The organism is Hoeflea sp. Naph1, from assembly GCF_046837775.1.
In the GTDB taxonomy this organism is placed as follows: domain Bacteria; phylum Pseudomonadota; class Alphaproteobacteria; order Rhizobiales; family Rhizobiaceae; genus Hoeflea.
Genome location: NZ_CP177286.1, coordinates 83,041 through 102,917 on the forward strand (window position 1 = coordinate 83,041; position 19,877 = coordinate 102,917).

The 19,877-nt window shown below is 60.7% G+C and carries 21 protein-coding genes and 1 tRNA gene; 15 read left to right on the forward strand and 7 right to left on the reverse strand.

The window, feature by feature from the left end; genetic code table 11:
- Positions 1 to 2: 2 nt before the first annotated feature.
- Positions 3 to 1,688, reverse strand: coding sequence for an AMP-binding protein (locus tag ACK6D9_RS00385; RefSeq protein WP_412050212.1), 1,686 nt, complete (start codon positions 1,686 to 1,688; stop codon positions 3 to 5).
- Positions 1,689 to 2,004: 316 nt separating this feature from the next.
- Positions 2,005 to 2,089: transfer RNA gene (locus ACK6D9_RS00390), tRNA-Leu, on the reverse strand.
- A 181-nt stretch (positions 2,090 to 2,270) separates the two neighbouring features.
- Between ACK6D9_RS00390 and ACK6D9_RS00395 the strand changes: the two genes are divergently transcribed.
- The gene (locus tag ACK6D9_RS00395; protein WP_412050213.1) at positions 2,271 to 2,852 is read left to right on the forward strand and encodes a YqaA family protein; all 582 of its coding nucleotides are present in this window, start codon (positions 2,271 to 2,273) and stop codon (positions 2,850 to 2,852) included.
- A gap of 2 nt (positions 2,853 to 2,854) precedes the next feature.
- Entirely contained in the window at positions 2,855 to 3,391 is a 537-nt protein-coding gene (locus tag ACK6D9_RS00400) for a disulfide bond formation protein B (protein WP_412050214.1), read from the forward strand.
- 30 nt (positions 3,392 to 3,421) lie between these two features.
- Here the strand turns inward: ACK6D9_RS00400 and ACK6D9_RS00405 are convergent, their stop codons facing one another.
- A complete protein-coding gene (locus ACK6D9_RS00405; RefSeq protein ID WP_267654218.1) occupies positions 3,422 to 3,979 on the reverse strand; it encodes an HNH endonuclease in 558 nt (185 codons plus the stop codon).
- 95 nt (positions 3,980 to 4,074) lie between these two features.
- Complete coding sequence (locus ACK6D9_RS00410) at positions 4,075 to 4,722, reverse strand: DNA-3-methyladenine glycosylase family protein (RefSeq protein ID WP_412050215.1); 648 nt, start codon at positions 4,720 to 4,722, stop codon at positions 4,075 to 4,077.
- Positions 4,723 to 4,774: 52 nt separating this feature from the next.
- Here ACK6D9_RS00410 and gluQRS point away from each other — a divergent pair, with 52 nt between their 5' ends.
- A complete protein-coding gene (gene gluQRS, locus ACK6D9_RS00415) occupies positions 4,775 to 5,695 on the forward strand; it encodes a tRNA glutamyl-Q(34) synthetase GluQRS (RefSeq protein ID WP_412050216.1) in 921 nt (306 codons plus the stop codon).
- Between the two features lie 6 nt (positions 5,696 to 5,701).
- On the opposite strand, the gene ACK6D9_RS00420 is transcribed toward gluQRS, so the two are convergent.
- On the reverse strand, positions 5,702 to 5,989 hold the full coding sequence (locus ACK6D9_RS00420; RefSeq protein WP_412050217.1) for a hypothetical protein: 288 nt from the start codon (positions 5,987 to 5,989) through the stop codon (positions 5,702 to 5,704).
- A 100-nt stretch (positions 5,990 to 6,089) separates the two neighbouring features.
- Positions 6,090 to 6,983, reverse strand: a complete 894-nt coding sequence (locus ACK6D9_RS00425; RefSeq protein ID WP_412050218.1) for a YihY/virulence factor BrkB family protein — start codon at positions 6,981 to 6,983, stop codon at positions 6,090 to 6,092.
- Between the two features lie 58 nt (positions 6,984 to 7,041).
- Between ACK6D9_RS00425 and ACK6D9_RS00430 the strand changes: the two genes are divergently transcribed.
- From ACK6D9_RS00430 to ACK6D9_RS00465, 8 genes are all read left to right on the forward strand, one after another.
- Entirely contained in the window at positions 7,042 to 7,881 is an 840-nt protein-coding gene (locus ACK6D9_RS00430) for an SDR family oxidoreductase (RefSeq protein WP_412050219.1), read from the forward strand.
- Between the two features lie 88 nt (positions 7,882 to 7,969).
- A complete protein-coding gene (locus ACK6D9_RS00435) occupies positions 7,970 to 8,167 on the forward strand; it encodes a twin transmembrane helix small protein (RefSeq protein WP_322988753.1) in 198 nt (65 codons plus the stop codon).
- 56 nt (positions 8,168 to 8,223) lie between these two features.
- On the forward strand, positions 8,224 to 8,802 hold the full coding sequence (locus ACK6D9_RS00440; protein WP_322988752.1) for a cob(I)yrinic acid a,c-diamide adenosyltransferase: 579 nt from the start codon (positions 8,224 to 8,226) through the stop codon (positions 8,800 to 8,802).
- A gap of 37 nt (positions 8,803 to 8,839) precedes the next feature.
- Positions 8,840 to 9,619 (forward strand): rhomboid family intramembrane serine protease, encoded by a 780-nt coding sequence (locus ACK6D9_RS00445; protein WP_412050220.1) that lies wholly within the window; start codon positions 8,840 to 8,842, stop codon positions 9,617 to 9,619.
- Positions 9,620 to 9,853: 234 nt separating this feature from the next.
- Positions 9,854 to 10,603 (forward strand): electron transfer flavoprotein subunit beta/FixA family protein, encoded by a 750-nt coding sequence (locus tag ACK6D9_RS00450; RefSeq protein ID WP_412050221.1) that lies wholly within the window; start codon positions 9,854 to 9,856, stop codon positions 10,601 to 10,603.
- A gap of 23 nt (positions 10,604 to 10,626) precedes the next feature.
- Positions 10,627 to 11,556, forward strand: coding sequence for an electron transfer flavoprotein subunit alpha/FixB family protein (locus ACK6D9_RS00455; protein ID WP_412050222.1), 930 nt, complete (start codon positions 10,627 to 10,629; stop codon positions 11,554 to 11,556).
- Between the two features lie 131 nt (positions 11,557 to 11,687).
- Positions 11,688 to 12,569 carry a 3-hydroxybutyryl-CoA dehydrogenase gene (locus ACK6D9_RS00460; RefSeq protein ID WP_322988748.1) on the forward strand — a complete coding sequence of 294 codons (882 nt, stop codon included), beginning with the start codon at positions 11,688 to 11,690 and terminating at the stop codon, positions 12,567 to 12,569.
- A 583-nt stretch (positions 12,570 to 13,152) separates the two neighbouring features.
- Positions 13,153 to 13,356, forward strand: coding sequence for a DUF2892 domain-containing protein (locus tag ACK6D9_RS00465; protein ID WP_322988747.1), 204 nt, complete (start codon positions 13,153 to 13,155; stop codon positions 13,354 to 13,356).
- 74 nt (positions 13,357 to 13,430) lie between these two features.
- On the opposite strand, the gene tlpA is transcribed toward ACK6D9_RS00465, so the two are convergent.
- Positions 13,431 to 14,096 (reverse strand): thiol:disulfide interchange protein TlpA, encoded by a 666-nt coding sequence (gene tlpA, locus ACK6D9_RS00470; protein ID WP_412050223.1) that lies wholly within the window; start codon positions 14,094 to 14,096, stop codon positions 13,431 to 13,433.
- 21 nt (positions 14,097 to 14,117) lie between these two features.
- Between tlpA and argH the strand changes: the two genes are divergently transcribed.
- From argH to ACK6D9_RS00490, 4 genes are all read left to right on the forward strand, one after another.
- Positions 14,118 to 15,518, forward strand: coding sequence for an argininosuccinate lyase (argH, locus tag ACK6D9_RS00475; RefSeq protein ID WP_322988745.1), 1,401 nt, complete (start codon positions 14,118 to 14,120; stop codon positions 15,516 to 15,518).
- 95 nt (positions 15,519 to 15,613) lie between these two features.
- Positions 15,614 to 15,868 carry an LPS translocon maturation chaperone LptM gene (gene lptM, locus ACK6D9_RS00480; RefSeq protein WP_412050224.1) on the forward strand — a complete coding sequence of 85 codons (255 nt, stop codon included), beginning with the start codon at positions 15,614 to 15,616 and terminating at the stop codon, positions 15,866 to 15,868.
- A 9-nt stretch (positions 15,869 to 15,877) separates the two neighbouring features.
- Positions 15,878 to 17,146: a diaminopimelate decarboxylase gene (gene lysA / locus ACK6D9_RS00485; RefSeq protein ID WP_412050225.1), complete on the forward strand. Its 1,269-nt coding sequence runs from the start codon at positions 15,878 to 15,880 to the stop codon at positions 17,144 to 17,146.
- Between the two features lie 160 nt (positions 17,147 to 17,306).
- A complete protein-coding gene (locus ACK6D9_RS00490; protein ID WP_412050226.1) occupies positions 17,307 to 19,877 on the forward strand; it encodes a TIGR02302 family protein in 2,571 nt (856 codons plus the stop codon).

The following is a 19,877-nucleotide window of genomic DNA, read 5'->3' on the forward strand; positions in this document are numbered from 1 at the left end:
GCTCAGGCCTCGCCAACGGCTTCCGCTCGGGACGTTTCTTCTGGCGCGCTTTCCGCCCGGGCCTCCGCAATAGCCCTGTCGCGCAGCAACCGCCGAACCACCTTGCCGGTGGTGGTCAACGGCAGATCATCGACAAAGTCGATTTCACGCGGATATTCATGCGCCGACAGGCGGGTCTTGACCCAGTCCCGGATCGAGCCGGAAAGATCCTCGTCAATTACTATCCCCGGGGTCAGTACGATATAGGCCTTGACGATTTCGGTGCGCACCTTGTCGGGCTTGCCGACCGCCGCCGCCAGCGCCACCGCCGGATGTCCGGTCAGACAATCCTCGATCTCTCCGGGACCGATACGGTACCCCGCCGATGTGATCACATCATCATCGCGCCCGAAGAACGAGAAATAGCCGTCAGCGTCACGCACGCCCTGGTCGCCTGTCAGCATCCAGTCGCCGATGAACTTGGCGTCAGTTGCTTCCTGGTTGTGCCAATAGCCTAGAAACATCACCGGATCAGGGCGTCTGACCGCGATCTGACCTGAAACACCGTCGGCCACCTCGGCGCCATCGGCGTCAATTACCGCCACTCGGTGTCCCGGCACCGGCTTGCCGATGGCGCCGCCACGGCTCACCCCCAAACTGGCGATGGACGAAAGCACCAGATTGCACTCGGTCTGGCCATAGAACTCGTTGATGGTCAGTCCCAGTACCCGTTTTGCCCAGTCATAGGTCTCCCGACCCAGCGCCTCGCCACCCGATCCGATCGTACGCAGATCGAGCTGGTGGCGCGACAAGGGATCCTGCACCGTACGCATGATCCGAAGCGCGGTGGGGGGGATAAAGACATTGCGGACTTTCATGTCCGCCATGATCCGGTAGGCCAGTTCGGGATCGAATTTCTGTGCCTGTGACGACACCACCGGCACCCCGAGCAGCAAGCCCGGCAACATCACATTGAGAAGACCTCCGGCCCAGGCCCAATCCGCCGGGGTCCACAGCTTGTCGCCCGGCTGCGGCAGGAATTCGTGATGGGTCTGCACGCCGGGAATGTGGCCGATGAGCACCTGGTGGGCATGCAACGCCCCCTTGGGGGCGCCGGTCGTTCCCGAGGTGAAGATCATCAACGCCGGATCTTCGGCGCGGGTCGCATTCTCGATCACTGCGTCGGAATGGCTGTTCTCGAGCGCTTCAAAATCCTCATCCGAACCGGCATCGCCACCGGCGACGATGATTGTCTCGAGCGCCGGCAGGTGCGCGGAAATGGCCTTGACCTTCTCTCGTCCGATTGCCGTCGTCACCACTCCCTTGGCCCCCGAAGCCGACAGCCGATGTGTGATCGCCTCGACCCCGAACAGCAACGCCAGCGGCACCGCAATCGCACCGATCTTGTAGATGGCAATATGGGCGATGGCGGTATGAAAGCCCTGCGGCAACATCAGCGCCACCCGGTCGCCAGTGCCAATTCCGAGCGATTTTAACGCCCGCGCGAACGCATTCGAACGGCGGGCAAGCTCGCCATAGGTCAGTTGCGCCGGTTCGCCTTCGGGATTGAAATGCTCGAGACAGACCCGATCCGGCTCGCGCGCAGCCCAGTCATCGGAAACCGCGGTGCCGATATTGAAAAATTCCGGCACATCCCACGAAAATCGCGATTCGATGTCTTCAAACGTCTGTCCGCTCGGCAACAACATTTTTGATATCTCCACATCCGCACCATGGCCGTCGCGGTCAGGCGTCCGCCTTCAACGGTTGTCGCACGGGTGCGGACTCATGCAGGCGGCAAGTTCTACGCATCAGATCAAACTACAGCGCAATTAGCCAGAACGAGCAATATCAGGCGCGGGCACCAGATTGAAGAGCCACCTAAGCGACGACGCACCAGCGGAAAACGCTAGAGTTCCCGTCGGGGCGAGCAAACGATTCAGATAGAAGAGGCAAGCAGAGGCGGGGCCAAGGCCGGATCAGCATAAATGCAGGACAAAGCGTATATGCCAGATGATACCGGAGTGGTGCCCCCTTCCGGACTCGAACCGGAACTCCTTGCAGAACCGCATTTTGAGTGCGGCGCGTCTACCAATTCCGCCAAGGGGGCTTGCACACGGTCAGACCGATGCAGACGGCGGGACTATAGTCAGGCATTTGTTTTGGTCAAACGCTTTTTCAACATCTCGCGCGCATAAAGCAATATCGATTTTGTGCTGCGGCCCGCGGTTTACGTGGACGCGCTTTCACCCTAGAACGCAGACATTGCGGCGGCGACAGGAAGGCCCTCCATGCTTCGCAAACTCTACAACTGGACCATGTCGCTGGCGGCCACGCGCCATGCCGAAAAAGCTCTTTTTGGGGTTTCGTTCGCCGAAAGCTCGTTTTTTCCGATCCCGCCGGACGTGCTGCTGATTCCCATGACCCTGGCCAAGCCGCGCAACTGGGTCCGGCTGGCGCTGATCTGCACCATCGCCTCGATCATCGGTGCTTTCGTTGGTTATGCCATTGGCATGTTTCTTTATGAAAGCATCGGCGCCTGGATTCTTGAAGCCTACGGCGCCAGCGACAAGTTCGAAAAGATCTCTGCGTGGTACAACACCTGGGGCGGCTGGGGTGTGCTGTTTGCCGCCATCACCCCGTTTCCCTACAAGGTTCTGACCATTTTCTCCGGGGTGACCGGTCTCAATCTGGTGGTGTTTGCCGCCGTCAGCCTCATCGGTCGGGCCTTCAGGTTCTTTCTGGTGACCTGGCTTCTCGCCCGCTTCGGTGAACCGATAAGGCTGTTCATCGAAAAATATCTCGGCCTTCTTTTCACCCTGTTTATGGTTCTTCTGCTGGGTGGATTTTATGCAATCAAATACGTGTTTTAATCATGACAATATCTGAACAATCCCCTCAATCAGCCAACACCACCGCCAATCGATCAAGAGCCGCAACGGCGCTGTTTCTGGCTGTGGCGATGGCCATTGTGGTCGGCTCCGCGCTCGCCTTCGAGCATATCGGTGGCTACATCCCCTGCGCGCTGTGCCTGACCCAGCGCGACCCCTACTATCTTGGCGTACCGCTGATGCTGGTAGCCGCCGTGGTCTCGGTGGCGGGCGGTCCGGCATGGATTTCCCGCGGCCTGCTGGCCGTCGGCGGTGTGCTGATGCTCTATGGCATGGTGCTGGGCGTCTATCACTCAGGTGTCGAATGGCACTGGTGGGAAGGGCCCGCGAGTTGCGCCACGTCGGCTGATGCTGTGACCAAGGACGCCGGATCGCTGCTTGGCGATCTTAGCAGCAAGAAGCCGCCATCCTGCGATGCCGCAGCGTTGCGCGTGCTCGGCCTTTCATTCGCCGGCTGGAACGTGCTGGCCAGCGCAGCCCTGGCCGCAATCGCCTTTCGCGGCGCTGCGATCAAGGGCTGAACCCGAGATCATGCCGTCGCGCAATCCTTGTCAGGGCTGCAGTTCGACATCCCAGTACAGATAATCCATCCAGCTTTCGTGCAGGAAGTTGGGCGGAAACATCCGCCCGTTGTTGTGCAGGTCCTGAACGCTTGGCCGATAGGGCGTTTGCCGCGGGATCATGCCCGCCTGCTTGGGCATCGCTCCACCCTTCCTGAGATTGCAGGGCGAACACGCCGCCACCACGTTTTCCCAGGTGGTTTCGCCGCCACACCGCCGCGGAATTACATGATCGAAGGTCAGTTCATTCAGCGAGCCGCAATACTGGCATTCAAACCGGTCGCGCAAGAACACGTTAAAACGCGTAAACGCGGGGAACCGCGATGGTTTGATGTAGGATTTCAGGCACACCACGCTTGGCAGCCGCATTGAAAATGAAGGCGAGGAAACCGCCTGGTCATATTCGGCGACAATCTGGACGCGATCAAGAAACACGGCCTTGACAGCATCCTGCCATGACCACAACGACAATGGATAATAACTCAACGGCCTGTAGTCAGCGTTCAGAACGAGCGCGGGCAAAGACTCTGGGGATACAAAAATCGTCAAAGGCCTCTCCTGAGCGATTCGTCACCGATGGGATCATAATAGGACTCGGATGACAGGCTTGTGAAGCACTGCTTTTGGTTGAATGCATCCGGCCATCAGGCACCGAGCGGGGTGGCATCGCGGCGCATGACCGACGCATAATACGCCCAAAACAGGCGCGCCGCTACGCCCCGCCAAGGGCTCCACGCCTCCGCCATGTCAGACAGCGCCCGCGGCCGTGGCCGGGCCTCAAGTCCCAACGCATGCGCGGCAGCACTTTGCAGCGCCACGTCGCCCGAGGGGAAAATGTCGGGATGGCCGGCACAAAACAGCAGATAGACTTCCGCAGTCCATGGGCCCACGCCCTTGACGGCGGTCATCGCCTTGACCGCCGCACTGCCTTCGACAGCACAGAGCCGGTCGAGATCTAGTTCGCCCGCAAGCACCGCTACGCCCACCCGGCACAGGGTCTCGGCCTTGGCGCGCGACAGGCCCGCAGCGCGCAGGTCCTCGGCGGACAATTGCAGGATCGTCTGCGGGCTGATTTCGCCCGCCGCTGTCTCAAGTTTCCGCCAGAGCGCGTTGGCACTGGCCTTTGACACCATCTGTGAGACGATGATCTCGGCCAACGTGGCATAACCCGGCGGCTTGCGCCTGAGCGGAACCGGGCCGGATAGCTCGATTGCCCGCGCCAGTCGCGAGTCGGCGCGCGCCAGCGCTTCCAGTCCGGCGGCAATATCATCGGTGCTGTCGATTCGACGCATGATGACCCTTCAGGCCCGGTGACGAACCACGTTAAAAATGACATGAAACACCATGTCCGATCTCAACGCCACTCCAAACACGCCCTCAACCGTCCCGGTCGTCCGCTTCGCACCCAGCCCCAATGGCTTGCTGCATGTCGGCCACGCCCGGTCGGCGCTCATCAATTGGCGGTATGCCCGCGCCCATGGCGGAATTTTCCTGTTGCGGATCGAGGACATCGATATCACCCGTACACGGCCCGAATTTGAGCAAGGAATCGTCGACGACCTTGTGTGGCTGGGGCTCAAGTGGCCCGAGCCTGTCCGGCGTCAATCGGAACATTTCGAGGATTACCGGGCTGCTTTGGACGAGTTGCGCAAGCTTGGACTGATCTATCCCGCCTTCCTCAGTCGCGCCGAAGCAGCCGCGATCGTGCGCCGGTCAGAAGTGTCGGGGCGGGCGTGGCCGCGGGACCCCGATGGGGCACCACATTATCCCGACATTGACCGCAAGCGCTCCGAGAGCGAACGTCGCCGCCGCATCGCCGAGGGCGCCCCGTACGCCTGGCGGCTGGATATGGAGTGCACCATCAAGGGTCTGGACGCGCCGCTTGGATGGCGCGAAAACGGCGCAGGACCTGAAGGGGAAACCGGCTACATTGTCGCTGAGCCGGCAGTCTGGGGCGATGTGATTCTGGCCCGGCGCGACGTCCCCACCAGCTATCATCTGTCTGTCACCGTCGACGACGCGCTCCAACACATCAGCCATGTGATTCGCGGTCAGGACCTGTTTGCCGCGACCTCGGTGCACCGCTTATTGCAGGAAATTTTGGGGCTGCCCGAACCGCTCTATTGCCATCACGACCTGGTTCGCGATCGCCAGGGGCGCAAACTGTCCAAAAGCGATGGCGACACTTCGATCGCCGCGCTGCGCGCGCAAGGCGCCAGCCCCGCCGACGTTATCGCCATGGCAGGGCTGCCGCCGGCATCATAAACCAATTCAGATCGGCCGCACCGAACGCTTGAGCACCACCAGCAGAAGCAGCCCGACAAAGCCGACGCCGATCGCCGCAGGCACCACCAGAGCGTTGGGAACCTGGCCAGGCGGCAGATAGTCCACCATCTTCAGACCGATGACGAAGCCAAAGAACAGGGCGACCATATTGCCCATGACACCAAAGCCTTGAGCGCCAAGCACCATATTCATGAGATAGCCGATGAAAAAGCAGGCCGAGCCTGCCACGGCGATGAAAAACAAGATCATGCCGACAGTCAGCCCAGCGAACATTGCCAGTCTCCTTTGCAGGTGTGTTTTGACGACAGTGTAATTATACCATGGTAAACGCGGCTGCGGCCGAAAGGCTGGAGACTTGGCTAATGATTAACCCTTATCCGTGGCGCGCCTGATCCATTTCGGCACGCAGGCGGCACTTGAGGATGGCCGCATTGATTTCCGCGCCGAGAATGAAAATCGCCGCGATGATGTAGAGAAACACCAGGGCAATCATGATCGACGCCAGTCCTGCATAGGTCGACACATAGGTGGCGAACTCTTTCAGATAGCTCGCGAACATCAACGCACCCGCCATCCAGGCCACCAAGGTCAGGCAAACCCCAGGAACCACATCCAGCAGCCGCCGCTTGCCTGCTGGCAACCAGAGGTGTGAGATCACCAATCCGATCACCAGCACCGAAATGGCGATCAGGATGCGCCAGTCGTCGACGGCGGAAATCAGCGTCTCCATCCATGGGGCAAATTGCCGCGCCAGTTTCAACACCAGCGGCGCCAGCACAAGCAGAAAACTGATAGCCATGATCACCAGCACCGCCACCATCACGAAAGCCAGGCTCTGGGCGCGGGTGACATACCAGGGGCGCGTCTCGGTTACCCGGTAGGCGCGGTTGAGCGAAACCCTGAGCGCTTCGACCCCGTTGGCCGAGAAAAATGCCGCCGCCAGCACCGACAAGGTCAGCAACCCACCGCGCTCGACAGTCAGGACATTGACCACCTCGCGGGAGATCGGCGCCGCAATGGATTCCGGCCAGGTATCGAAAATCAGATGAGACGCGGTGTCGGCATAGGCGTGGGCGCCGAGAAAGCTTGCCAGCGCCGTGCCGAAGATCATGAAGGGAAACAGAGCCATCAGGATCGACAGGGCAACGTGACTGGCCATCGCCCAGCCGTCATCATTGTTAAAATGGGTTACAGCATCCCAGACCACCCTACCGACACGTTTCACACCATACTCCCTGCTCGACCGACATCCGCGCCAATCCGCCATTGTAAGCCTTTGATGATTATGGGAGTTGAAATGCCAATGAACAGGGGTAAGCCGCGCAATGAACAATGAAAACCGAAAAAAGACGATTTGGGTGACCGGCTGTTCAAGCGGCATCGGCGCCCATTGCGCCCGAGCGCTCAAGGCAGATGGCTGGCAGGTGGTCGCCTCGGCCCGCACCGACGCCGACATCGCCACGCTGCGCGCAGACGGCCTCGAGGCGTTTCATCTTGATTACGCCGACCCGGTGAGCATCGGTACATTTTTTGACAGCGCCATGGCCGCCAGTGGCGGTCATTGCGACGCGCTGTTCAACAATGGCGCCTACGGCCAAGTCGGTGCTGTTGAAGACCTGTCGGTCGAGGTCCTCAGGGCACAATTCGAAGCCAATTTTTTCGGATGGCACGACCTCACCCGCCGGGTGATTCCGGTGATGCGGAGCCAGGGCCGTGGCCGCATCGTCCAATGCTCATCGATCCTCGGGTTGGTGCCTTACCGCTTCCGCGGCGCCTACAATGCCTCCAAGCATGCGCTCGAAGGTTTGACCGTGACCCTGGCGCTGGAACTTGCCGGAACCGGCATCCATGTCAGCCTGATCGAACCCGGCCCGATCGCCAGCGAATTCATTGCCAATGCACTCGCACAATTCCACCGCCATATAGATATTGAGAATTCGGTGTACCGCGATTCCTATCAGGCCCAGCTCAGGCGGCTTGCCGGCCAGTCGCCGAAGGCTGACAAGCTTGGCCCAGACGCCGTCTACAAAGTCCTGGTACATGCGCTGACCGCCAAACGCCCGCGCCATCACTACGCCGTCACCCGGCAGGCAAAGATCGGCGTCATCGCCCGTCGGCTACTGCCCGCCCGGTTGTTCTATGCATGGCTGGCCAAACAGGACTGACCGACACTGATTGCCGCCGCTGAACAATGGACTTGTAGCCAAAACCGCCTATCTTCTCACCCGCACTTCGTTTCAAGGAACCCGTCTGATGTCTTCCGTCACCTATGCCCTTTCCGTCATCGTGATGCTGGCGGTTGCCGCCGTCCTGGTCCGTGGTCTCGTCAACATGGCCCGTGGCGGTTCGAGCAACCTGTCCAACAAGCTCATGCAAGTCCGGGTGCTGCTGCAGTTTCTCGCCATCGTCCTGATTGTTGCGACCCTTTGGCTTACCGGTGGCGGCCGCTGAGGCGACGACCGCATCCACATTATCGATTTTGAGTCCGGTTATTGAGGAGATTTTTCATGGTCAAGATCAACAAGATCTACACAAAGACCGGCGATGGCGGCACCACCGGACTGGTCGGCGGCGCCCGGCTGCCGAAATATGATCTGCGCGTCGCAGCCTATGGTACGGTCGATGAGACCAACGCGGTGATTGGCCTCGCCCGGCTCCACACAACCACCTTCCCCGACCTCGACGCCATGCTGATGCGACTTCAGAATGATTGCTTCGACCTCGGTGCCGATCTCGCAACTCCCGACACCGGCGAGACGCCCAAATACGAACCCTTGCGCATCATCGATGCTCAGGTCGAGCGGGTCGAGGCCGATATCGATGCGCTCAATGCAGATCTCGAGCCGTTGCGCTCCTTTATCCTGCCCGGTGGAAGTGCGGCAGCGGCGCATCTGCATCTGGCCCGCACCGTGGCGCGCCGCGCCGAGCGGCAAATCGTCGAACTTTCAAGCCAGGACGGCGAGATCGTCAGCTCGCCGGCACTCCGCTTCATCAACCGTCTGTCGGATTTTCTTTTCGTCGCCGCCCGTTGGGTCAATGACCGGGGGCGCGCCGATGTCCTTTGGGTTCCCGGCAAAAACCGCTAGAGAATGAACGCCGCTACGGCCAAACGGGAACCCCGCGATGTTCATTCCGCTGCATGATTCCAACAATCTCAAGCACATTCGCCTGCAATGGGTGACATGGTCGCTAATCGCACTCAACGTCCTTGTCTGGGCAATCACCGAGCAGGCGGGAGCGGAGAGCGATTTTGTCAACGCCGCAGTGCTCGGACTGGGCTTCATCCCGTCTGTGGTCAATGACATCGCCGAACTGCCGCCCTCACTCGTTCTGGTGCCCGAAGATGCCACCTATGTGACCTACAGCTTCTTGCACGGGAACTGGTTGCACCTGGGCTCCAACATGATTTTCCTATGGGTCTTCGGGGACAACATCGAAGACGCCATGGGGCATTTCCGGTTCCTGATTTTCTATTTCGCCTGCGCCGCCGCCGGCGCCTTCGCCCATGGTCTGCTGCTGCCCGATTCCGAAAACCCGTTGATCGGTGCGTCCGGTGCCGTGGCCGGTATCGTTGCCGCCTACCTCATGCTGCATCCCAAGGTTCGGGTCTGGGTACTGGTTCTCGGCCGCATACCGCTGCCGCTACCGGCGTACATTCCGCTGTTGTTCTGGGTGCTGTTTCAGTTCTTCATGGTGATCACCGACATGGGAGGCGAGGTTTCCTGGGCGGCTCACGTCGGTGGCATCATCGCTGGCGCAGTGCTGGTACTGTTCTTCCGGCGCTCCGGCGTGCCATTGTTTGACCGGACCATCGACACCCCCCGGGCGGTGGTGCGTAAAAGCGCCGAACCGGTGGCGACAACCACCATCCCCGCTTCCCCTCCGCCAAAGTGGGGACGCTGATGCGATCAGCAGGAAATTGACGCGAACGTAAACGTAATTTATTTGCCTTTGATATTCTCGTGCCTGCTGCGATTGATATTGGAGAAAAATCGGGTATCCATGTCGGCAATCGGCTATCCGGCTGACGGCTGCACAGGCAATATCCGGATCAACGGCCTGACACCGGTCCCCTTCAGGGCCGCTCGGGACAAGGCCGAAGACACTGAGGCCTAACAAAGTGAGGAAAACAAACCGATGAAGATTCTCGTGCCGATCAAGCGGGTTGTTGACTACAACGTCAAGATCCGGGTCAAGCCCGATGGCAGCGGCGTCGATCTCGCCAATGTCAAAATGTCGATGAATCCGTTTGACGAGATCGCGGTGGAAGAGGCGTTGCGGCTCAGGGAAGCCGGCAAGGCGAGCGAAGTGATCGTCGTCTCGATTGGCCCGGCCAAGGCCGAGGAAACGCTGCGCACCGGACTGGCCATGGGCGCTGACCGGGCGATCCTGGTTGAAGTCGACGGCACGGTTGAACCGCTGTCGGTTGCCAAGATTCTCAAGGGCATCGTCGGCGAGGAAAATCCCGACATGGTCATTCTCGGCAAGCAGGCGATCGATGACGACGCCAACCAGACCGGCCAGATGCTGTCGGCATTGCTCGGCTGGAGCCAGGCGACATTCGCTTCCAAGGTCGAAATCGGCGACGGATCGGCCAACGTCACCCGCGAAGTTGATGGCGGCCTGCAGACCATTTCGGTCAAGCTTCCGACAATTGTCACCACCGATTTGCGTCTCAACGAACCGCGCTATGCTTCCTTGCCCAACATCATGAAGGCCAAGAAGAAGCCGCTCGACAAGAAAACCGCCGCTGATTACGGCGTCGACACCGCGCCACGGCTTGAGGTGATCAAGACCGAAGAGCCCGGCGGTCGCAAGGCTGGCGTCAAGGTCGGCTCGGTGGCCGAACTGGTCGACAAGCTCAAGAACGAAGCAGGCGTGCTGTAAGCGCGGGAAAGGAAGAGATTATCATGGCCATTCTCATCATAGCCGAACACGATCACGCCTCGCTGTCCGAGCAGACCGCCAAGGCCGTCAGCGCCGCCACCCAGATCGGCGGCGACGTTCATGTCCTGGTTGCAGGCAAGGATGCCAAGGCAGCCGCCGATGCCGCCGCCAAGCTCGATGGCGTCGCCAAGGTGCTGCACGCCGAGGGCGACGAATACGCCAACCGGCTTGCCGAACCGCTGGCAGCGCTGGCTGTTTCGCTTGCCGGTGACTACGACACGCTGATGGCGCCTGCCACCACGTCGGGCAAGAACGTCATGCCGCGGATCGCAGCACTTCTCGATGTCATGCAGATTTCCGACATCATCGAGGTCATTTCGGCTGACACGTTCAAGCGGCCGATCTATGCCGGCAACGCGCTGCAGACAGTCAAGTCGACCGATGCCAAGCGTGTCATCACCGTGCGCACCGCCTCCTTCTCCGCTGCTGGCGAAGGCGGGTCAGCTTCGGTTGAAAGCATCAGCGCGGCAGGCGATCCCGGCCTGTCGTCCTTCGTCAAGGATGCGATTGCCACCAGCGATCGTCCCGAGCTGACGTCAGCGAAGATCATCATTTCTGGTGGCCGCGCGCTCGGCTCGTCGGAGAAGTTCCAGAGCGTCATCCTTCCCGTCGCCGACAAACTTGGTGCCGCTGTTGGTGCGTCGCGCGCAGCCGTCGATGCGGGCTATGCCCCCAACGACTGGCAGGTCGGCCAGACCGGCAAAGTGGTTGCTCCGGATCTCTACATTGCCTGCGGCATTTCCGGTGCCATCCAGCACTTGGCCGGCATGAAGGATTCCAAGGTTATTGTTGCTATCAATAAGGACGAGGAAGCGCCGATCTTCCAGGTTGCCGACTACGGCCTGGTCGCCGATTTGTTCGAAGCTCTGCCCGAACTTGAAAAGGCGCTGTGATCAGGCATTATTAGTCATTGAAACCGATGGCCGGGCTGGACGTCTCCATCCCGGCCATTTAGCTTCCCTAAGCTGGACGCTTCAAATTTCGAAGCATCGGACAACATCAGAAATTCAGTCAGGCGGGACCAATGGGCAACCAGATCAAGAGTGTCGGTATTATTGGCGCGGGGCAGATGGGCGGCGGCATTGCCCATGTGTGCGCCATGGCCGGTTATGATGTGCATGTTTATGATGTTTCCGCCGATAACCTTCACGCCATGCTTGCCAACATCAGCGGCAATCTGGCCCGTCAGGTAGCCTCGGGCAAGACCACCGACGCTGATCGTGATGCCGCCCTCGCCCGTATCCGGCTTGCCTCCGAAATAACCGACCTGGCGCCGATGGATATGGTGATCGAAGCCGCCACCGAAGACGAAACCGTCAAGCGCAAGATCTACCAGCAGCTCTGCCCGGTGCTCAATCCCGAAGCAATTCTCGCCACCAACACCTCGTCGCTGTCGATCACCCGGCTTGCCTCGGCCACCGATCGCCCGGAACGCTTCATCGGCATTCATTTCATGAATCCGGTGCCGGTGATGAAGCTCGTGGAACTGGTGCGCGGCATCGCCACCGAGGACCAGACCTTCCAGGCCGCCCGCGTGTTCATCGATTCGCTCGACAAGACCATCACCGTGGCCGAAGATTTTCCGGCCTTCATCGTCAACCGCATTTTGCTGCCGATGATCAACGAGGCGATCTACACGCTCTACGAAGGCGTGGGCTCGGTCGAAGCCATCGACACGGCCATGAAACTTGGCGCCAACCACCCGATGGGGCCGCTGCAACTGGCCGATTTCATCGGCCTGGACACCTGCCTGTCGATCATGCAGGTGCTGCATGACGGTCTGTCAGATTCCAAGTACCGACCCTGCCCGCTGCTTGTCAAATATGTCGAGGCTGGTTGGCTCGGCCGCAAATCCGGTCGCGGCTTTTACGATTACCGCGGCGACACACCGGTTCCGACCCGCTGACACCTCCATTGAAGCTGGTACGCTGCTTCGCCACGGCCTAAACCTGTGGCCACCTTATCTGTGCGCTGGCATCAAGATTCGGCAAATTTCGGCCGACTTCCGCGCGGTCGATGTCGAACTGCGGGAGCGGTTCTATAGACGCAATTATGTCGGCTGCCCGGGCGCGGCACCGTGAAAGCGCAATTCCACCTTACCGATGGAATGCTCGACGATATCCGCGTCCATACCGGCAAATCCGATGCGACATATTTACCTGAATATTCGGTCAACATTACTGATTCGGGGGAACCACGGTGGCGAAGGTCTCAAACACCCTGCGCATCCGGCGCAAGCCCGATACCCGGAGCCGCTTCGGCGGCTGATATCTCCCGACTGTCGTTTTTACACCCAACGGGCCTCCGCCACCATGGTTGTCAGGCACCCTGCAGTGCCTCGCGAAAGCAGAATATCGCGCATTAAATCCGCAATCATTTATATATGCGTTCTTGAATATACAAACATTTGCATTTATATGGGGACTATAAGGAAGCTGCCGGAAACCCGGCGGCGCGGGAGATCCCGCAAGCCAGCAAAGGAAATCAAAATGGCGCTCGATCGGATGATACTGGTGTTCGCTGGGTTGATGATTCTCATCTCGGTGGCCCTCGGCGTATATGTTTCCCCCTATTGGCATCTGTTGACGGTCTTCGTCGGCCTGAATCTGATCCAATCCTCGTTTACCGGCTTCTGCCCGGCGGCGATTGTATTCAGAAAACTCGGCGTAAAGCCGGGCTGTGCCTTCAATTGAGGGCTGTCGTCTCAAACAGACAGATGGAAACCGGACAGGGCGCGGCGGCAATCATTCCGCGCGCCCAGTCCTTGTCAGCCCGCCTTTAGGGCCGTCACCAGCGCCTTGGCGTCATCGCTGGCCCATTCCGCCGGGCCGTTCATGGCGCCCAGCAGGCAGCCGTCCTTGCCGACCATCAGCGTTACCGGCAAGCCAAACGCCAGTCCCTGCTTTTTCAGTGTATTGAACACACCCATGCTCGAATCCCGGTAAAGCCCGAGATTGTCGACACCAATTTCCCCAAGAAACGCCTTCGGCTTGCTGTCATCACCGGTATCGATGTTGATCGCCAGCACCTTGAACCCGTCATCGCCCAGTTCGCTCTGCAAGTGCGATAGTGCCGGCATCTCCTCCCGGCAGGGCACACACCAAGTGGCCCAGAGATTGACCAGCAAGGTCTGACCGGCAAAATCCGCCAGTTGCATCGGAGTGCCGTCGGCCGAGGTAAAACTCAGGTCCGGCAACACGCTCGCGCTTTCGCGCACACTCATTGCCGCCACCTCGCCATGGGCGAGCGGTTTCAGCGCAGCCAGCAATGACGGGTCCGCCGTGCATTGCGTCGAGGCAAGACTTTCCGGCCCCGACGCATTGCCAGAGGACATGGCTTTCCCGTATATCCCGGCAGCACCGATAATGGCGCCCAATGCAATGGCGATTGCAACCATGGCTCCGGTGGACAGGCGTTTACGCGATTGGCTCATGACAAACTCCAGGACAGGCTCATGTCGACAGATAAGGACAAACAGACGTCAAACCAGATGTGGGGCGGACGATTTGCCTCCGGGCCAGACGCCATCATGGAGGAAATCAACGCCAGTATCGATTTCGACCGCAAGCTCTATGCCCAGGATATCCGGGGTTCCCTCGCACATGCGGCCATGCTTGCCAACACTGGCATAATTTCAAGCGACGACTGCGACAAGATAACTCACGGATTGAACACGATTCTGTCAGAAATCGAAGCGGGAGAATTTACCTTCTCGCGCCGCCTCGAAGACATCCATATGAACATCGAGTCCCGGCTCGCCGAATTGATCGGTCCGACGGCCGGCCGTCTGCACACCGCCCGCTCCCGCAATGACCAGGTGGCGCTGGATTTCCGCCTCTGGGTCAAGGAGGAATTGCAGCGCACCGATACCGCCCTCACCGGCCTGATTTCTGCCTTTCTCGACAAGGCCGAAGCCCATGCAGAGACGGTGATGCCCGGTTTCACCCACCTGCAGACCGCCCAGCCTGTCACCTTCGGCCATCACTGCATGGCCTATGTCGAGATGCTCGGCCGCGACCGCTCGCGGGTCCGCGATTGCATCGAGCGGCTGGATGAATGTCCACTCGGCGCCGCAGCTCTTGCTGGCACCGGTTACGCCATCGACCGCGCGCAAACCGCTGCCGCACTGGGTTTCCGCGAGCCCACCCGCAACTCGATCGACACTGTCTCCGACCGCGACTACGCGCTCGAATTCCTCTCGCTCGCCGCCATCTGCGCCACCCACATGTCGCGCCTGGCCGAGGAAATCGTCATCTGGTCGACGCCGCAATTCGGTTTCGTGCGCCTGTCGGACGCATTCTCGACCGGCTCGTCGATCATGCCGCAAAAGAAAAACCCCGACGCCGCCGAACTGGTGCGCGCCAAGACCGGCCGCATCAATGGATCGCTGATCGCGCTGCTGACCGTCATGAAGGGTCTGCCGCTGGCCTATTCCAAGGACATGCAGGAAGACAAGGAGCAGGTGTTTGACGCCGCATCGAGCCTTGAACTGTCGCTGGCAGCGATGACCGGCATGATTCGTGACATGGAAATCCGCACCGATCGGATGCGCGACGCCGCTGGCGCCGGCTATTCGACGGCGACCGACCTGGCCGACTGGCTGGTGCGGGAGGCAGGCTTGCCGTTTCGCGAGGCCCACCATGTCACCGGCCGCGCCGTGGCACTGGCCGAAAGCCGCAACATCGGCCTTGAAGCGCTTTCGCTCGCGGACCTGCAGACAATCAACCCGGCCATTACCGATGCAGTATTCTCGGTTTTGACGGTGGATGCCTCGGTGCGCAGCCGCAAGAGCTTCGGGGGCACCGCGCCGGATGGCGTGCGCGCGCAGGTCGCCTATTGGCGTGGCCGGGTTTAGCCCGACCGACTTATGCAAAGCGGGGTGCACAACGCCGCGAAACCGGCTATGAAGCCACCGTACGCAAGCGTTCGGATCGTGGTGAGGAACAGCAAATGACAACCAGGCTTTTGATAAAATCGATCTGCGTGACAGCGGCGTTGGTGACGCTTCTGTCAGCTTGCGGCCGCAAAGGCCCGCTTGAAACCCCGGGCGTCACGGCAACACCCGCAACGGTGGCCTCTGAAGCCGTGGCCGATGACGCCACATCCGTAGCCCTGGGCTCCGAAATCATGGCTGATGACGATGACGCCGCACCGGCGACCGTGCCTAACCAGCGGCGCTTCATCCTTGATGGTCTTCTCGAATAGGCGCACCCCGTGAATCATTTTGAATACCGCGACGGCATTCTGCATGCGGAAGGCGTCAGCCTGCCCGAAATCGCAGCCCAGGTCGGCACCCCATTCTACTGCTATTCGACCGCCACGCTGAGCCGGCACTACAAGGTGTTCTCGGGCGCCTTTGGCGATATCGATTCGATGGTGTGCTACGCCATGAAGGCCAATTCCAACCAGGCCGTACTCAAGACCCTGGCGCAGTTGGGATCGGGCGTTGATGTGGTGTCGGAGGGTGAATTGCGTCGCGCGCTGGCCGCAGGCATTCCCGCTTCGAAGATCGTGTTTTCCGGCGTTGGCAAGACCGTTCGCGAGATCGACGCCGCGCTCACCGCCGAAATCTACTGTTTCAACGTCGAATCCGAACCCGAACTCGAGGTCATCAACGCCCGCGCGCTGGCACTCGGCAAGGTCGCGCCGATCTCGTTCCGGATCAATCCCGATGTAGACGCGAAAACCCACGCCAAGATTTCGACCGGCAAGAAGGAAGACAAGTTCGGCATCTCCTGGCAACGCGCCCGGGCGGTCTACCGGCAAGCAGCCGATCTCGACGGTGTCCGCGTCACCGGCATCGACATGCATATCGGCAGTCAGATCATCGAACTGCAGCCGTTTGACGACGCCCTCAAGCTGATGGTTGAGCTGATCGGTCAGCTTCGCTCCGATGGCCACACGATCGATCATTTCGACATTGGCGGCGGTCTCGGCGTGCCCTACCGCGACGACAATGTACCGCCGCCCGACCCCGATGCCTATGCATTGATGGTCAAGGCCCGGCTCGGCGGTCTCGGCTGCAAAGTGATTCTCGAACCCGGCCGCCTGATCGTCGCCAATGCCGGCGTGCTGGTGACCGAGGTCATTTATGTCAAGGATGGCGGCGACAAGACCTTTGTCATCGTCGATGCGGCGATGAACGACCTGATCCGGCCCACGCTTTACGAAGCATGGCACGAGGTCCGGCCGGTACGGTTATCGGCAGCGAGCGCGCCGCGAATCCGCGCCGACATTGTCGGCCCGGTCTGTGAAAGCGGCGACTACCTTGCCAAGGACCGCGAGATGGCAGCGGTCAAATCCGGCGATCTGATCGCCATCGGTTCCGCCGGCGCCTATGGCGCGGTGCAGGCCGGCACCTACAACACCCGGCTTCTGGTTCCCGAGGTGCTGGTTCACGGCGACAAGTTCCACATTGTCCGCAACCGGCCGAGCTATGAAGATCTGATCGGCATGGACTCAATTCCCGCCTGGCTCGCCTGACCCGGCGCTGCGATCAAGCTGCGGCAGCACCGGAAGACGATACAATTTCCGGGTATTGTGGGTGCAGCACGGGCTACGTTCGACCTCACTTTTTCGTCACAGGCCTCGCCTTGGCCGCAAAGACTGTTATCTTCATGCGTGACGCTGAAGGAAGATGACCATGGCAGGCCTGCCCGACGGCACATCGACACCACCTGAAAACCGGGACGCCGAGTCCTGGCGCTCGGTCGTGCTTGGCCGCTGGCTGATGCGTCAGAATTTGGCACTTGGCCGCCTGATTACCCTCATTGCGCCGCTACTCGGCGTTATCGCTCTGTTTCTGTCTCTTTCCTGGTTCGGCGTCTTTCGGATCGTGCCGGACTGGACGCGAATAAGTCTGCTGGTTCTCTTCGCCGGAGGTTTCGCCGCATCGCTCTGGCCGCTGAGCCGCTACCGGGCGCCGACCCGCGCCGAGATCGATGCTAGGCTGGAAGCGGAAAACCGGATCGCCAACCAGGCGATCGCCGTCCAGGACGACCATGTTGAAGCCGCAGACCCTTTTGCCCGCGCGCTTTGGCAAGAACACCGCCGCCGCATGGCCGCAACCATTGGCACGCTTGCAACCGGCCTTCCCCGGTCGGATCTGCCTGCACGCGATCCCTGGGGCCTCCGCGTCGCTCTCGCACTGATGCTGTTCGTGGCCTTCGGATACTCGTTTTCCGGCGGCGCCGGTCGATCTGGCGATGCCTTTGTCAGCCATGCACACAGCACCTTGCCCGACATGCGCATCGATGCCTGGATCACGCCTCCTGCCTATATCAACCAGGCGCCCGTGTTCCTTACCGGCATGACCCGGCCCGACGGCAGAACGGTCGCCGCCATAGCCGGCAGCGAAATCACCGTCCGGCTCGGCGGCGCAGAAGATGCCAATGCAGCAGTATCCTGGGGACCGGATCTGGCCTCGCAGACACCGCTTGCGCCTTCCGCGGCGAACCCGACCGGACCGGCAGGCGCCTCGACATGGATTTTCAAACCGACAGCCGACGGAACATTGACGATCAAGGCCGGGCGATCGGAGAGCAGCTTCCCAATCAGCATCATCCCCGACAGGCCACCGGTTGCTGCCTTCATCGAAAGCCCGCGTCGCGCCGTTAACGGCGCCCTCGAACTTGCCTATACGCTTTCCGATGATCATGGCGTTGCCAGCGCCGAGGCCGAGATCGTGTCGGCTGAAGAGCCCGCACCGGACGCCCGGCCTTTGTTCGAGCCGCCCAAATACCGGCTGTCGCTGCCGCGCAGGTCCGCGACCGACAACAAAGCACTCTCCAGCCATGACCTGACCGAACATCCGTTGGCGGGTCAACGGGTAAAAATCACCCTGCTTGCCACCGATGGCGCCGGCCAAGAGGGTCGCAGCGAAACGCTTGAGAAAACATTGCCCGGCCGCCGCTTTTCCGAGCCGCTGGCGGCTGCGGTTGTCGAACAGCGCGGCGTGCTGGCGCTTGATGCCAACAACCTGCCCCGCGTTTATGATTTGCACGATGCGCTCACCATCGCACCCGAGGAAACCATCCCCAACCTCACCCATTACCTGCTGCTGCAATCGGTCCGCGGCCGGCTCGACAATGCCCGCAGCGATGATGATCTCCGCGCCGCCGTCGATTACATGTGGGGCGTGGCGCTTCAGATCGAGGACGGCAATCTCTCGCTCGCCGAACGGCGTCTGCGCGAAGCCCAGGATGCCCTGTCGCAGGCTCTCGAAAATGGCGCGTCCGACGAGGAAGTGGCCCGGCTGATGGATGAATTGCGTCAGGCCATGCAGGATTATCTGCAGGAACTGGCACGCCAGAACCCCAACAACCAGTCCGTCCAACAGCAGCAGGCAATGCCGCAGAACATGCTGCGCCAGCGCGACCTCGACAACATGCTCGACCAGATCGAGAATCTCGCCCGCTCCGGTGCCCGCGGCCAGGCCCAGCAGATGCTGCAGGAATTGCAGCGGATGATGAACAACCTGCAGGCCGGCCGTCAGCAGCGCCAGCCCCAGCAGGGCGGGCCGATGCGCCAGCAGATGGACAAGCTCGGCGAATTGATGCGCCAGCAGCAACAACTGATGGATCAGACCATGCGCGCCGATCGCGAGCGGCAAGACCAATCAGGCGAGGGACGTGACCGTCAGGAGCAGGACGGTCAGCAGCCGGGCGCCGGGCAGGATCAGGGGCAGCAAGGCCAGGGCGACCAGTCGCTTGAAGACATGCTCGGCGCGCTTGGCCGCAGCCAGCAGGAACTCCAGGACGCACTCGGTCAATTGCAGCGCGATCTCGATGAACTCGGCATCAATCCGTCACCGGGATTTGGCAAGGCCGGCGAGGCTATGGGCGACGCCGCAGGCAATCTGCAACAGGGTCAGACCGGCCAGGCACTGGGCAATCAGGACCGGGCGCTGCAGGCGTTGCGCCAGGGCGCCGAGGACATGATGAACCAGATGATGCAGGCCATGGGAAACCAGCAGGGCGAGGCTGAAGGCGAAGGCCCTGCCCGCAACGGAAATCGCTCAGCGGGTGACCTTGATCCGCTTGGCCGTCCGCGCGCCACCACCGGCCCGGATTTCGGCAACCGGGTCAAGGTACCCGACGAGATCGACATTCAGCGCGCCCGCGAAATCCTCGACGCCATCCGCAAGCGTCTGGGCGATCAGTTCTCACCGGACGTCGAAAAACGCTATCTCGAAAGACTTCTGGACCTTCAGTAG